This window comes from Pseudomonas sp. H11T01 (assembly GCF_048515765.1).
Lineage (GTDB): Bacteria > Pseudomonadota > Gammaproteobacteria > Pseudomonadales > Pseudomonadaceae > Aquipseudomonas.
Genome location: NZ_JBLYED010000005.1, coordinates 161,574 through 174,345 on the forward strand (window position 1 = coordinate 161,574; position 12,772 = coordinate 174,345).

Here is a 12,772-nt window from a genome sequence, read left to right on the forward strand (position 1 = left end):
ATAGCGCGCTCGGAGCATCGGCGCAGCACCCTGTGGCGAGGGAGCTTGCTCCCGCCGGGTCGCGCAGCGGCCCTAAAACCTGTAACCACATTTTGTCAGGCACACAGCGTTTACCGGTTTTACGACTGCTGCGCAGCCGAGCGGGAGCAAGCTCCCTCGCCACAAAACTGGGATTTACCAAAGCGCCAGGGTATAGCTGACGATCAAGCGATTCTCATCCAGATCATTGCCGAAGTTCGAACGTACCGACGCGTTGCGCCATTTAACGCCCAGCCCTTTCAACGTGCCGTCCTGCACCACGTAGGCGATGTCGGTGTCGCGCTCCCACTCCTTGCCTTCGCCCGACGCGCTGCGCTGCACGTTGTCGCCCGAGATGTAGCGGGTCATAAAGCTCAACCCCGGCACACCCAGTGCGGCAAAGTTGTAGTCATAGCGCGTTTGCCAGGAGTGTTCGTCGACGTTGGCGAAGTCGCCGATCTGCACAAAATTGACCAGATACGGATCGCTGCGCCCGATGTACGGGAACGGATCATCGCCGCTCATGCGCTGGTAGCCGAAGCCCAGCGCATGGCCGCCCAGGCTGTAGGTAAACAATGCGCCAAAGGCCTGGTTGTCGAGATTACGGAAGTTGCCGTCTTCGGTGCTGCGCGAATAGCGCACGTCACTCTTCAGCGACTGGCTCGAGCCCAGGTCCAGCACGTGCACCAATCCGAGGTAGTTCTGCTGGTAGATATTTGCAAGCTTGCCGTAGCGGTACTGCGCCGTCAGGTTCGGCAGGAACTGATAGTCAGCCCCGGCGAACTGGAACTTGTCGCTGCGCCCGCCGATGCGGTTGGCGGTCATGTCCTGATAGTCGGTGGAGTCAACGAAATTGATCTTCGTGAGCTGCCCTGCCGTCAGCTTCAAACGATCGATTTCCTGCACATTCACCAGGCCGCCTTTGAAGGTTCCCGGCAACAGGCGAGTGTCGTTGGAACTCACGACCGGGTCCTTGATCTGCAACGTCCCAAGCTTCAGTGTGCTGTTGGACACGCGCATTTTAGCAGTCAGGCCCAACTCGCCGTAGCGATCCTGGGAGCCACCGGACAAATCCGGCGGCAACAGATTGGTGCCCGCCGTACCGCCGCCCGAGTCCAGTTTAAATCCGGCCATGCCCAAAGCGTCCAGGCCAAAGCCCAGTGTGCCAGCGGTGTAACCGGACTCCATCCGCAACAGGAAACCCTGCGCCCATTCCTCGGCCTTGTCCCGCGAACCTTCCTGGCGGAAATCGCGATTGAAGTAGAAGTTGCGCGCTTCCAGGCTGCCTTTACTGTCCGCAATGAAATCCGCCTGAGCGGTGGGTGCACAGAGCAGGCTCAAGCCGAGCAAGGTGCCGACCGGGGCATAGCCGATCTTGCAGCTCCAGAAGGTGCGTTTTTCATTTTTCGACAGGGGGCCGTACCAACTGAACGGGCCGGTGCGGCCCGTACCTGAAGGCACGTGATCAGTCATGGTCTTTTCCATGGGAGGTTCCTGCGGCAGCAAGCGAAGATGACGGACACGCCTCTTTATTTTTTTGTGAAGGCGTTGTCGTGGGGGAGCGGACGCAGTGACCTGCGTCGTGGAGCGGATTCTTCGTGCCGAGGCTGAGCGGCGTCAAACGGGAAAAAAGCGAGGTTATGCATAAGAAAATTTGATGCCCCAAGCGGCAGACTCTGGAGTAACAATTGCAACGAGCCAAAGCCGAGAAAGCCACGAGAGCCGCCATGAACCTCAAATTCCTCGAAACCTTCGTCTGGGTCGCCCGTCTGCAAAGCTTCAGCCTGACCGCAGAGAAAATGTTCAGCACCCAGGCAGCGATCTCCAGCCGGATCGCCTCGCTGGAAGATGAGTTGGGGCTGCGCCTGTTCGTGCGCGATTCACGCGGGGTCTCGCTGACGCCCGAAGGTCTCAAGGTGCTCGACTACGCCGAGCAAATGCTCGAGGTCCAGCGAGCGTTGAAGCACTCCCTGGACAACACCAGCCCGCAGCAGGGCCTGGTGCGCATCGGCGTGATGGATACGGTGATCCACACCTGGCTCAGCCCGCTGATGTCGACGCTGATGCAGACCTTCCCCGCCGTGGAAATCGAAATCACCGCCGACGCCGCGCGCAATCTCTGTGACCAGTTGCAAAAGGGCTATCTCGACATCGTTTTCCAGACTGACCTGATCCGCCATGAAAGCGTGCGCAACCTCGAACTGGCGCACTACCCCATGCACTGGATCGCCGCCAGCAACTCGATCTACGCCCGGCCCTATGCCTCGCTGGCCGAAATGGCCGGTGAGCGCATCATCACCTTCGTCAAACACTCACGACCGCATCAGGATGTGCTCAACCTGCTGCACGCCCATGGCATCAGTGCACCGCGCGTCAGTTGCGTCAACTCGGTGTCGGCCATGACTCGACTGATTCGCGACGGGTTCGGTATTGGCGCCCTGCCGGCCGCGCTGGTGGCCAAGCCCTTGGCCAGCGGCGAGCTGATTCAGCTGGAGCCCGGCACCCGCTTGCCTCAACTGGATGTCGTGGCCTCGTGGCGCGCCGGGGTCGGCCTGGAACTGGTGGAGAGCATTGTCGAGATGAGCCGCCAGGTGGTCTGCCAGTACGCCGCGGATGTCGGCCCGCAACGGATGGTTCCGGCACCGGGTCTCAACAACCGATTGCCCCTTGAATAACTTTTAGTTGTCCGGGGGTAACAACATTCCTTGTTGGACGGCATCGCCATGGTTTTCTAAAAAGAGCCACCGAACCTGTGGAGATGCCGTGATGAATCAGCCAGCCCTGTCCTACGAGCAATTGCAGCAGCGCACCCCGCTGGCCCTGCGCCAAAGCATTGCCGCCGGGCACTATCAGGGCCACACCAGCGGCCTGGGCCAGGGTCGGGTACAAGCCAATATCGTGATACTGCCCCATGATTGGGCCAACGAATTCCTCAGGTATTGCACCCTCAATCGCCAGGCCTGTCCGTTGCTCGACGTTACCGAGCCGGGCGATCCGTATTTTCGTAACCTTGGCGTCGCCGTCGACATTCGCCATGACGTGCCGCGATACCGGGTCTATCGCCATGGCGAACTGAGTGAAGAGCCGCTGGATATCGAGCACCTGTGGCAGGACGACCTGGTGGCCTTCGCCATCGGCTGCTCGTTCTCCTTCGAACAACCGCTGCTGGATGCCGGCATCGCCCTCAAGCACATCGAGCTGGGGCGCAATGTCGCCATGTACCAGACGAATATCGACACCCGCCCCACCGCTCGCCTGGGTGGCAAGCTGGTGGTGAGCATGCGCCCGATGAAAGCCGCAGCGGCGATTCAGGCGATTCAGATTACCGCACGCATGCCCAACGTCCACGGCGCGCCCGTACACATCGGTGACCCGTCGCTGATCGGCATCCATTCGCTGAACACTCCAGACTACGGCGACGCCGTGCCGATCGAAGCGGATGAAATCCCGGTGTTCTGGGCGTGCGGAGTGACCCCTCAATCGGTGGTGCAAGCTTCACGTCCACCACTGTGCATCACCCATGCCCCCGGCTGCATGCTGGTGACGGACGTGTGGAATAGCGCGTTGTAAAACTGCGCGGGCTTATGCTGTGATACGGATGCGGGCCTCGGATGAGGCTGTTCCCAACCTGGTATGGATGCGACGGACAAACAATGAACACGGCTCAACGATCGATTCAACAGTACATAAACGCCAAGGACGGCAACCGCCCACATCTGTTGCGCCAGGCCTTTATGCCAGACGCACGACTGGACATGGTCGTGCACACAGGGTCTATCTCGTTTCCACCCCACGTTGAAGGCCTTGGGCCAATCGGCGATGTGCTGGTCAGTCGATTCGGCCAGACCTTCGAAAACGTCTATACCTTTTGCCTGGGATGCCCACCTGAACCGGATGCCAAAACGTTCCGGTGTAAATGGCTGGTCGCTATGACCGACAAGACCTCCGGCGAGGTCCGAGTCGGTTGCGGTCTGTATGAATGGCAGTTCAGTCCCGAATCAGGACTTGTCGAGAGACTCACTATCACCATCGAGTACATGAAAACCCTCCCGGCGACTGATCTTCACGCCATCATGGAGTGGGTATCCCGTCTGGATTATCCATGGTGTCGCCCGGAAGAGTTGGTGAGCAAGGCTCCAGACATAGGCGCCCTTGAAGAGGTGATCCTGTACGTGACGGCCACTCTTCCATAACCGGCCAAAAGAGCAGCAGGGCCAGGTTGCTCACTGGCTACAACGTCAGTCGTATTCAGCTTCCAGGTGATCTCCCAGCAGACGCAGTTGTCGCGGTGTGGCGGCGGCCAGCACGGCTGGGTTAAAGCACCAGTGCAGATACGGTGCGAACCTCTGCGCCACCATTCGCCTGCCGTAGTGCACCTGCAACAGGTAACGCGTGCGGTCGAGGGTGCGGTTGCTGCTGCCGGCGTGCCACAGTTCGCTGCGAAACATCAGGACGTCGCCAGCTCGGCACAACACCGGCCGTGCAGTGTGGCCCTGCCACTGGTTTTCACCGGCGGTGGGCGGTCGGCCGGCTCGATGACTGCCAGGGATCACCTGAGTGGGACACAGATCGGCATCGATATCGTCGAGGTAAAGATGCGCAGTGCAGATCTGCATCGGCATCTTGAAGGAGGGATCGGCCAACAGGCTGTGTGGCAGCTCCATCACCAGATAGTCCAGATGCAGCGCAGGGCCAATGAAGCCAGGATGGCAACGCCAGGCAGTCTGACCGATCACGTGACAATCGGCGCCGAGGGCCACTTCGGCCAGCTCGATGATCCCGGGCAGGTCGAGAAACGGTAGCCAGAGCGGGTCGCGATTAAACACACACTTGTAGTGCTCGAGCAGGCCGCTGTAGTCCCAGTGCTGTGGTTCCAGGCGATCAATGGCATCGCGCAGCGTTTCTATCTGAAGGCCATTGAGCACCCCCGGCAGCAGGACAAACCCTTCTCTATGCAGGGCCAGCAGACGACGGTTGGTCAGGCGTGGCGAAAGCTCGGTGGTGACCATGAAATGCACCCCGGAAAGTGCGGATGACTCCAGGCATATTTGCACGGCGCGCACTGTTTGACCATGCGACATCCGCCCCGTCCGAGACTACCGTTGGCGCCTTCAAAGCACCCGGATTCGCCACCCGAGATATACTTCAAAGGGGATTACGCTCGATGCGATGCGCAATCGTGTTCGATGTATCCAGCGCAGTGTCGAGTGGTCATTCACGCAGGCTCCAGACCCTGGCCTGCCGTCGTATGAGGAGAACATCATGGCCCGCAAATACATCGATTGCCGCGAGTTTCCGAGCGAAAGCAAATGTTCGGTCGCGCTGTCGGCAGACTCCGAAAACGAACTGCTCGAAGTGGCCGTACAACATGCTATCACTGGTCACAAATATACCGATTCGCCGGAACTACGCTCACAACTGAAGATGATGTTTCACGACGGTACACCGCCCGTCGAAGCACCGCGTCACGCGTAATACACGCGTACCCGTTTCAAGCGCGATAGGCCGGGGTGCTTACCGCGCTTGGATATTTTCGCTGGCGCGCCCGCATGCGCGAAAGCTCATGAGCTATACCAAAGTGAGGGGCTGTCCACTTCCGCGCTCGGAGAGTGTCCAGTTAAACGCGGCATCGCACCGAAGCGATGCTCAATCGCTGCCATGATACCGCTACCTCTCGAGTTCCTGGAGGATGCCACATGAGCCTGTGTTCACCGTGGAGCCTGCTGCGAGCCGCGTCGGCGCTAAGCCTGGCGCTACTTCTGACCTGCTGTACATTGACAACCATCGCGCCAGAGATGGCGTATAGCAACCCCACCCCCGTAAAGATCGACGGTACGCATGGACCGCTGTCGGCCGAACGCAGCAAGGCCATCCTTGACCGCCTCAAGGCCGGTGGTGTGCAGACGAACATCTTTGACCTTCATATGGCGATCGAGGAAGCCATCGTCGGCAGCCCTCTGAGCCTCGACAACAAGGTCGAGCTGCTTCAGGACGGTCCGGCCACCTACCAGTCAATGTTCACCGCGATCGACGCCGCGCGTGACCACATCAATATGGAAACCTACATCCTCGACGACGATGAGGTGGGTCAGCGCTTCGCCGCGGCGCTGATTGCCAAACAGCGCAAGGGCGTGCAGGTCAACTTGATCCGGGACAGCGTCGGTACCCTCAAGACCCCGTCCGAGTTTTTCAAGCGCCTGACCGACGCAGGTATCAAGGTGCTGGAATTCAATCCGGTCAATCCGGCGACCGCCAAGGCCGGCTGGGAAGTCAACCAGCGGGACCACCGTAAACTACTGATCGTCGATGGGCACATTGCCTTCCTCGGCGGCATCAATATCAGCGGCGTTTATTCGACCGGATCGCTTAGCCAGCGCTCCAAAGACAAAAAAGATAAAAAAGACAAACCTGATGATAAGTTGCCTTGGCGCGACACCGACCTGAGGCTGGAGGGGTCAGTGGTTGCCGAGCTGCAAAAGCTGTTTATCGAAACGTGGGAAAAGCAGAAAGGCCAACCGCTCGCCAAACGCCATTACTTCCCAAAGATCAAACCCAAAGGGAAAGAAGTCGTTCGTGCCATTGGTAGCTCGCCAGACGACCCCTACAGCCTGATCTACGCCACGCTCATCTCGGCGCTGCACAGTGCGCAAACCGAAATCCTGCTGACCAACGCCTACTTCGCGCCCGATCAACAATTCCTGGCGGAGCTTAAGGAGGCAAAGGCGCGAGGTGTCGATGTGAAGCTGATAGTGCCCAGCAGCACCGACTCCTGGCTGGTATTCCACGCCGGCCGCACGCGCTACACCGAGTTGCTGGAGGCCGGTGTCAAGATCTACGAGCGTCGGGGTGCCTTGCTGCATGTCAAAACCGCAGTGATCGACGGCGTTTGGTCGACGGTCGGCTCGACCAATCTTGACTGGCGCAGTTTTGTTCATAATCAAGAGGTCAACGCCGTGGTGCTCGGTACCGAATTCGGCGACAAAATGCGCGCAGTGTTCGCCGCGGACCAGGCGAAATCGGACGAAATCACTCTCGATGAGTGGCGACATCGCTCCCTTAAGGTGAGAGCCATGGAACTGTTCGGACGTCTTTGGCTCTACTGGCTATGAGACGAGTACAGGTGACGCCCAAAAGGCTTGTGAGCCGGGCGAAGATCGATTTCTCCACGCTTCTTCGGGTGGTCTTGCTCTACCTGCTGGTCGGCCTGCCTGCGGTATATGCGCAAGGCACACAGGATGCGCAGGCGCTCAAGGCGCGCTACCTGGCCTTGCATGAGCAGTTGACCAACAATCCGTACCAACGCCCGCTCTACATCGAATCGAGTGAAACTTCAGGCAGGCTGGCAGGAGACATCTACGCGTTGGTCGAACAACCCTTTGCCGCGCTCAGCTCGGCGCTGGTGGGAATCGACCACTGGTGCGACATTCTGATCCTGCATCTGAACGTAAAAAGTTGTCGCGCCTCTTCCAGCGCCGGCGACACGTTAAGCCTCAATATTGGACGCAAGTCTGACCAACCACTGGGCGATACCTACCAGATCGACTTTTTGTATCAGGTCGTGGTGGACACGCCCGACTACCTTCAGGTCATGCTGAACGCCGAGCAAGGACCGCTTGGAACCAGCAATTACCGTGTCAAACTCGAAGCGGTGAAACTCGATGACCAGCGCAACTTCCTGCATTTTTCATATTCGTACCACTACGGTGTTGCGGCCCGCATGGCCACGCAGAGCTATCTGGCGACGGTCGGCCACAACAAAGTGGGTTTCAGCATCGTTGGCCACCAGGCCAATGGTCAGCCCGACTATGTTGGCGGCATACGCGGGATCGTCGAACGCAACGCAATGCGCTACTTCCTGGCGATCGAAGCCTACCTCGGTGCACCTGCGCCGCAACAGCTCGAAAAACGTCTGAGCGACTGGTACGCCGGGATCGAACGTTATCCGTTGCAGCTGCATAATATTGAGCGCAACGAATATCTCGATATGAAGCGCAAGGAAGCCCAGGCAGAAAGTTCTACGCCAACGGCAAAATAGCTGGACGGTGGTTGATTGCTCGGCAGACGGCCCAGGGATAAAGCCATGAAGATCACAGCCAAAATGGCATTTTTCAGCCTCGCGGCGACGCTCGCCTATCTCGGACTTGCCGTTCTGGGGCTAGGCGGATTGGCGGCTTTTTTCTCCCACCCTGCCCTTGTTGTCATTGCGCTTTCAACCTTTGTGATGTCCGCAGTCGCGCTCTTCACCGAGGGCAATTTGAGCCCTGGAGAGCGTGAAGACAGGGCTAACCGCTGGGTTCTCCCAGCCTTTGGACTAATCGGCCTGCTGGCCGCCTTTCTACCCGCTTACACGGACCGACTGGACGTGTGGACATTCGGTGGCGAGGGTGTGCGTTGGTTGGGAGTGGCACTCTTCATCGTCGGTGGTGCGCTACGGATCTGGCCCGTCTTTGTTCTCGGTAACCGGTTCAGTGGACTGGTCGCCATTCAACCGGGACATACGCTGGTTACCGACGGCATCTATCGCACGCTGCGCAATCCCAGTTATCTGGGGCTGCTGATCAATTCTCTGGGATGGGCACTGGCCTTTCGTTCGAGCGTTGGCGTGCTGCTTACACTGCTGACGCTACTGCCGCTCATCGCACGCATACGCGCCGAGGAGACGCTGTTGCACACGCAGTTTGGCAGTGAATATGAGGCTTACTGCTCAAGGACATGGCGGCTCATTCCCGGACTCTATTGAAGCGCATCAGGCACGTGGTTGAGGTCGCCCCCACCTCTCCAGTGCGAACTCAACAAAGCTTCTCAGCTTTGGCAACCGGTATCGATCCTGCGCATAGACCAGATTCATCGGCCTGCTCGGCAACTGGTAATCCTGCAGCAATGCCACCAACTTGCCCTCCAGCAGATCCTGATGCACCAACGCATCAGGCAGCATCACCACGCCCATTCCCGCTCGCGCCGCCTGGTGCAATCCCGACGAGCTATTGATCACCATCGGGCCGCTTACCGGAACCAGGACTTCCCCTTCGGGCCCGGTCAGGCGCCATTGTTTTAAAACGGAGCTCCAGTCATCGCCCGCGGGATAGGCGAAGGCCAGGCAATCATGATCTTGCAGATCCGCAGGTTTAGTGGGCGTGCCACGACGCGCGAGATACGCTTTCGACGCGCAGAGGGTCAGGGTGTAATCCTCCAGGGGCCGGGCGATCAGCGCTGAGGGTTCTGGGGTGCCCAAACGAATGGCGACGTCGAAGCCGGAGTCGATCAGGTCGTGACGTTGATTGGTCAACACCACATCCACCTTGACCTGAGGGCAACGCTGCACGAACTCGCTCAAGGCCGGAGCCAGGCGCTCCGTGCCAAAGGTCAGTGGCGCGGTAATCCGCAGGATGCCCGCCGGCTCGTCCTGCACCTGCTCGGCCAGACGCTCGGAATCGGCCACCAACCCCAGCACCTCGAGACAGCGCTGATAATAAGCCGAGCCAAACTCCGTCAAACGCTGACGCCGCGTCGTACGGCTCAGCAGGCTGACACCCAGGCGCTGCTCCAGCGCCCGCAAGTGATTGCCGACCATGGTGGTGGACATGCCGCACTCGAGGGCTGCGGCAGTCATGCTGCCAGCCTCCACCACCTTGACGTAAACCGTCATCGCCTGGAATAAGTCCATTATCAAGCTCAACTTTAAAATGATTGAAGATCTAGAGGGTTTATCCATCTCAGGTGGCTAACGATACTGCAAAAACACCGACCGATGATGGAGCTTGAAGTCATGACCGCCGCTTGCCTGATGAACACCTATCAACCCTTGCCGTTGAGCTTCGCCAAAGGCCTGGGCACTCGCCTGTGGGATCAGGCGGGGCGTGAATACCTGGACGCGGTCGCGGGCGTGGCGGTGACCAATGTCGGTCACTCCCACCCTCGAGTGGTGGCCGCCATCAGCGAACAGGCGGGCCTGTTACTGCACACCTCCAATCTCTACAGCATCGACTGGCAGCAGCGCCTGGCGCAAAAATTGACGCAGTTGTCGGGACTCGACCAGGTGTTCTTCAACAACTCCGGTGCCGAAGCCAATGAAACTGCGTTGAAACTGGCTCGCCTCTATGGCTGGCACAAAGGCATCGAGCAGCCGCTGGTGGTGGTCATGGAAAACGCCTTCCATGGGCGGACATTGGGCACGCTGTCTGCCAGTGACGGACCCGCAGTGCGCCTGGGATACCAACCGCTACCGGGGAATTTCATCAAGGTGCCGTTTGGTGACCTCGCGGCGCTGGACAAGGTGGCCGAGACCTACGGCCAACGCATTAGCGCCGTATTGCTGGAGCCGATCCAGGGCGAAAGTGGTGTCCAACTGGCCCCACCCGGGTACTTGAAGGCCCTGCGAGAGCGCTGCAACCGGCGCGCCTGGTTGCTGATGCTCGACGAAATCCAGACAGGTATCGGTCGAACCGGCCAGTGGTTTGCCTTCCAGCATGAAGGCATCGTGCCGGACGTCATGACCCTGGCCAAAGGTTTGGGCAACGGCATCCCCATCGGCGCCTGCCTGGCTCGCAACAACGTGGCACAGCTGTTCACGCCGGGCAGTCATGGCAGCACCTTTGGGGGCAACCCGCTGGCCTGCCGGGTGGGCTGCACCGTACTGGAGATCATCGAAGAACAAGGGTTGCTGACCAACGCCAAGCGCCAGGGCGAACGGTTGCTCGTCAGGTTGCGCGCCGAGCTGAGCGACCATCCGGAGGTGGTGCAGATTCGTGGTCAGGGCTTGATGATCGGCATCGAACTCGCTCACCCCTGCCGGGACTTGATGCTCATCGCCGCACGGGACCATGGCTTGCTGATTAATGTCACCCGGGGCAAAACCATTCGCTTGTTGCCGCCGTTGACCATTGACGATCGAGAAGTGGAGATGATCGTGAGAGGCGTTTGCCAGACGCTGAAAAGCGTCCAGCAAGCTCAGGGCGTTTCAGACTGCACCCCGGCGCAAGCGTAAAGAGTCAGTCCTCCAGCGGTTTGGGTGGCCCCGCCGGCTTGGCGTTTTTGCCGGCCTTGCCCCCCTTGCCTGCTTTGCCGGCAGGGGCTGGTGTGGGCTCTGGTGGCGGTGGCGCTGCGGCTTCTTTTTCCTGGGCGGGCAACTGGTCGATGGTGCTGAAGATTTCCTTGGGGTCGATGGGGCCGGAGTGGTCGATCTTTTTCTCGCCATCCTTGCCCACCAGTATCACCTTGGCGTCAACGCCGGCACCCAACTTGAGTTCACGGATCAGCGCCATGGTGGTTTGCGGGTCCATATCCTTGCCATCGCGCTGGCCCATCATGTTGACCACGGTGTAGAGCACCATGTTGCGTTCAGTGAAGGCTGCGCGGTTGGCCGGCTCATCCAGGGCTTTTTTCAGGTTGACCAGCGTGGGGTCGACGGAGGTGCGAGTGATGATGATCAGCGGGCGCGATCGCCCCTGATCCTGAGCCAGGGGGGCATCACTGTCGGCGGCCATCAAGGGGGCAGTAGCGGCGAGCAGAATCGCGAGGGTCAGTGACCGAATGAGCATGCGCATCTCCTTCTCATATTCATGCAGTGTTCACTGAGAGTCTCATCCGTGAGGTTTCGAACTCAAGGCCGCATCCGTTGTGTTGTTCTGAAGCTTAGGTCAGCGCGCTCATCGCGCAACCATCTCCTGTCACTGAAGTGCTTGGGTCTGGATGCTCAAGCCGATACTCGGTAGCGAGTAGCCCTCACTGGCCCGCGGTCCGGTTGTGTGAGTGCTATAGTTAAAAGTCTTGGGGTAACCGGGGGGATTCACTTCGCAGGTACTGTCATGCGGAACCTCAACAGGATGCTGCTGACCCTCGCCAGCTGCACGATAGTCGCGGCCGGGGTCCAGTCCCAAACGACCATCAGTAGTGCCGCCGACTACGGGCAAGATCAGGACTTCGCCAATCCCGAGCCACTGCCGTTTCGCTCAACACCCCCCCAATCTTATCGATCGACTTCACCCCAGAGTTTTCTAGTCATTCCGGATCAGCATGTTTTCCACAATTCCCAGCTGCCGATTGTCATTGACGCCACGCCACGCGTATTCATCCGCACCTACAATCCAGACGTGGGATCGTACGTCGACACCGAGGTTCACGACCCGAGGTGCCTCATGAGCTGCGAGGCGAAGATGGGTCACTAAGTGAAGGACCAGTTGAACACCTCAATGACGTTTTTTGATCGTATGTGTGCCGCTTTGCTCCTTGCTCTACAGGCTTATCTCTACGATTCTGTATAGACCGTCAGGGCGGTTTACGGCCGCCCCAAGAACAATACCGGAGAGGCCCCCATGAAGACCGTTGCCCAACTACTGAAGCTAAAGGTCAAGCACAACCAGCAAGTCCACACCATTGCTCCACATCAAATGGTGCTGGAAGCGCTCATGGTGATGGCAGAGAAAAATGTCGGCGCTCTACCGGTGCTGGAAAATGGTCTGGTGGTCGGCGTGATCAGCGAGCGCGACTATGCGCGCAAACTGGTCTTGCATGGACGGTCCTCGGTTGGTACGCCCGTGCGAGACATCATGAGCGCGCCCGTCATAACGGTGGACTCCCACCAAACGGTCGAAACCTGCATGGGCATCATGACCGATAGCCACCTTCGCCATTTGCCGGTGGTCGAGGACGGACAATTGCTGGGCTTGCTGTCCATTGGTGACTTGGTGAAAGAAGCCATTGCCGAGCAGGCGGACCTGATTCGGCAGCTGGAGCAGTACATTCGCGGCGAATAGGT

At 59.1% G+C, this 12,772-nt stretch carries 14 protein-coding genes; 10 read left to right on the forward strand and 4 right to left on the reverse strand.

Features of this window, described 5'->3' with window-relative positions:
• Positions 1 to 174: 174 nt before the first annotated feature.
• Positions 175 to 1,503 (reverse strand): OprD family porin, encoded by a 1,329-nt coding sequence (locus tag ACN1C3_RS08665; RefSeq protein WP_419115396.1) that lies wholly within the window; start codon positions 1,501 to 1,503, stop codon positions 175 to 177.
• Positions 1,504 to 1,745: 242 nt separating this feature from the next.
• On the opposite strand from ACN1C3_RS08665, the gene ACN1C3_RS08670 reads away from it, so the two are divergent.
• From ACN1C3_RS08670 to ACN1C3_RS08680, 3 genes are all read left to right on the forward strand, one after another.
• Positions 1,746 to 2,693 (forward strand): LysR family transcriptional regulator, encoded by a 948-nt coding sequence (locus ACN1C3_RS08670; protein ID WP_419115397.1) that lies wholly within the window; start codon positions 1,746 to 1,748, stop codon positions 2,691 to 2,693.
• A 91-nt stretch (positions 2,694 to 2,784) separates the two neighbouring features.
• A complete protein-coding gene (locus ACN1C3_RS08675) occupies positions 2,785 to 3,588 on the forward strand; it encodes a putative hydro-lyase (RefSeq protein WP_419115398.1) in 804 nt (267 codons plus the stop codon).
• Between the two features lie 83 nt (positions 3,589 to 3,671).
• Complete coding sequence (locus ACN1C3_RS08680; protein WP_419115399.1) at positions 3,672 to 4,211, forward strand: hypothetical protein; 540 nt, start codon at positions 3,672 to 3,674, stop codon at positions 4,209 to 4,211.
• Positions 4,212 to 4,256: 45 nt separating this feature from the next.
• On the opposite strand, the gene ACN1C3_RS08685 is transcribed toward ACN1C3_RS08680, so the two are convergent.
• Positions 4,257 to 5,027 carry a phytanoyl-CoA dioxygenase family protein gene (locus ACN1C3_RS08685; RefSeq protein WP_419115558.1) on the reverse strand — a complete coding sequence of 257 codons (771 nt, stop codon included), beginning with the start codon at positions 5,025 to 5,027 and terminating at the stop codon, positions 4,257 to 4,259.
• Positions 5,028 to 5,280: 253 nt separating this feature from the next.
• Here ACN1C3_RS08685 and ACN1C3_RS08690 point away from each other — a divergent pair, with 253 nt between their 5' ends.
• The 4 genes from ACN1C3_RS08690 to ACN1C3_RS08705 all read left to right on the forward strand — a co-directional run bounded on the left by ACN1C3_RS08690 (position 5,281) and on the right by ACN1C3_RS08705 (position 8,758).
• Entirely contained in the window at positions 5,281 to 5,493 is a 213-nt protein-coding gene (locus ACN1C3_RS08690; protein WP_419115400.1) for a DUF1059 domain-containing protein, read from the forward strand.
• Positions 5,494 to 5,660: 167 nt separating this feature from the next.
• Positions 5,661 to 7,127, forward strand: a complete 1,467-nt coding sequence (gene cls / locus ACN1C3_RS08695; protein ID WP_419115401.1) for a cardiolipin synthase — start codon at positions 5,661 to 5,663, stop codon at positions 7,125 to 7,127.
• Between the two features lie 11 nt (positions 7,128 to 7,138).
• Positions 7,139 to 8,053, forward strand: a complete 915-nt coding sequence (locus ACN1C3_RS08700; RefSeq protein ID WP_419115402.1) for a hypothetical protein — start codon at positions 7,139 to 7,141, stop codon at positions 8,051 to 8,053.
• A gap of 45 nt (positions 8,054 to 8,098) precedes the next feature.
• Positions 8,099 to 8,758, forward strand: a complete 660-nt coding sequence (locus ACN1C3_RS08705; protein WP_419115403.1) for a methyltransferase family protein — start codon at positions 8,099 to 8,101, stop codon at positions 8,756 to 8,758.
• A gap of 6 nt (positions 8,759 to 8,764) precedes the next feature.
• On the opposite strand, the gene ACN1C3_RS08710 is transcribed toward ACN1C3_RS08705, so the two are convergent.
• Positions 8,765 to 9,682, reverse strand: a complete 918-nt coding sequence (locus ACN1C3_RS08710) for a LysR family transcriptional regulator (RefSeq protein ID WP_419115404.1) — start codon at positions 9,680 to 9,682, stop codon at positions 8,765 to 8,767.
• Between the two features lie 102 nt (positions 9,683 to 9,784).
• Between ACN1C3_RS08710 and ACN1C3_RS08715 the strand changes: the two genes are divergently transcribed.
• On the forward strand, positions 9,785 to 11,002 hold the full coding sequence (locus tag ACN1C3_RS08715) for an acetylornithine transaminase (RefSeq protein ID WP_419115405.1): 1,218 nt from the start codon (positions 9,785 to 9,787) through the stop codon (positions 11,000 to 11,002).
• Between the two features lie 4 nt (positions 11,003 to 11,006).
• Here ACN1C3_RS08715 and ACN1C3_RS08720 read toward each other — a convergent pair whose 3' ends face one another.
• Entirely contained in the window at positions 11,007 to 11,555 is a 549-nt protein-coding gene (locus tag ACN1C3_RS08720) for a DUF4174 domain-containing protein (protein WP_419115406.1), read from the reverse strand.
• A gap of 267 nt (positions 11,556 to 11,822) precedes the next feature.
• Here ACN1C3_RS08720 and ACN1C3_RS08725 point away from each other — a divergent pair, with 267 nt between their 5' ends.
• Entirely contained in the window at positions 11,823 to 12,182 is a 360-nt protein-coding gene (locus ACN1C3_RS08725; protein ID WP_419115407.1) for a hypothetical protein, read from the forward strand.
• A gap of 147 nt (positions 12,183 to 12,329) precedes the next feature.
• The gene (locus tag ACN1C3_RS08730) at positions 12,330 to 12,770 is read left to right on the forward strand and encodes a CBS domain-containing protein (RefSeq protein ID WP_419115408.1); all 441 of its coding nucleotides are present in this window, start codon (positions 12,330 to 12,332) and stop codon (positions 12,768 to 12,770) included.
• The last annotated feature ends 2 nt before the right edge of the window (positions 12,771 to 12,772 follow it).

Bases quoted from the DNA above. Each gene is read 5' to 3' on its own strand.
- ACN1C3_RS08665 (WP_419115396.1), bottom strand. From the start codon at position 1,503: ATGGAAAAGACCATGACTGATCACGTGCCTTCAGGTACGGGCCGCACC.
- ACN1C3_RS08670 (WP_419115397.1), top strand. From the start codon at position 1,746: ATGAACCTCAAATTCCTCGAAACCTTCGTCTGGGTCGCCCGTCTGCAA.
- ACN1C3_RS08675 (WP_419115398.1), top strand. From the start codon at position 2,785: ATGAATCAGCCAGCCCTGTCCTACGAGCAATTGCAGCAGCGCACCCCG.
- ACN1C3_RS08680 (WP_419115399.1), top strand. From the start codon at position 3,672: ATGAACACGGCTCAACGATCGATTCAACAGTACATAAACGCCAAGGAC.
- ACN1C3_RS08685 (WP_419115558.1), bottom strand. From the start codon at position 5,027: ATGGTCACCACCGAGCTTTCGCCACGCCTGACCAACCGTCGTCTGCTG.
- ACN1C3_RS08690 (WP_419115400.1), top strand. From the start codon at position 5,281: ATGGCCCGCAAATACATCGATTGCCGCGAGTTTCCGAGCGAAAGCAAA.
- cls (WP_419115401.1), top strand. From the start codon at position 5,661: ATGCTCAATCGCTGCCATGATACCGCTACCTCTCGAGTTCCTGGAGGA.
- ACN1C3_RS08705 (WP_419115403.1), top strand. From the start codon at position 8,099: ATGAAGATCACAGCCAAAATGGCATTTTTCAGCCTCGCGGCGACGCTC.
- ACN1C3_RS08710 (WP_419115404.1), bottom strand. From the start codon at position 9,682: ATGGACTTATTCCAGGCGATGACGGTTTACGTCAAGGTGGTGGAGGCT.
- ACN1C3_RS08715 (WP_419115405.1), top strand. From the start codon at position 9,785: ATGACCGCCGCTTGCCTGATGAACACCTATCAACCCTTGCCGTTGAGC.
- ACN1C3_RS08720 (WP_419115406.1), bottom strand. From the start codon at position 11,555: ATGCTCATTCGGTCACTGACCCTCGCGATTCTGCTCGCCGCTACTGCC.
- ACN1C3_RS08725 (WP_419115407.1), top strand. From the start codon at position 11,823: ATGCGGAACCTCAACAGGATGCTGCTGACCCTCGCCAGCTGCACGATA.
- ACN1C3_RS08730 (WP_419115408.1), top strand. From the start codon at position 12,330: ATGAAGACCGTTGCCCAACTACTGAAGCTAAAGGTCAAGCACAACCAG.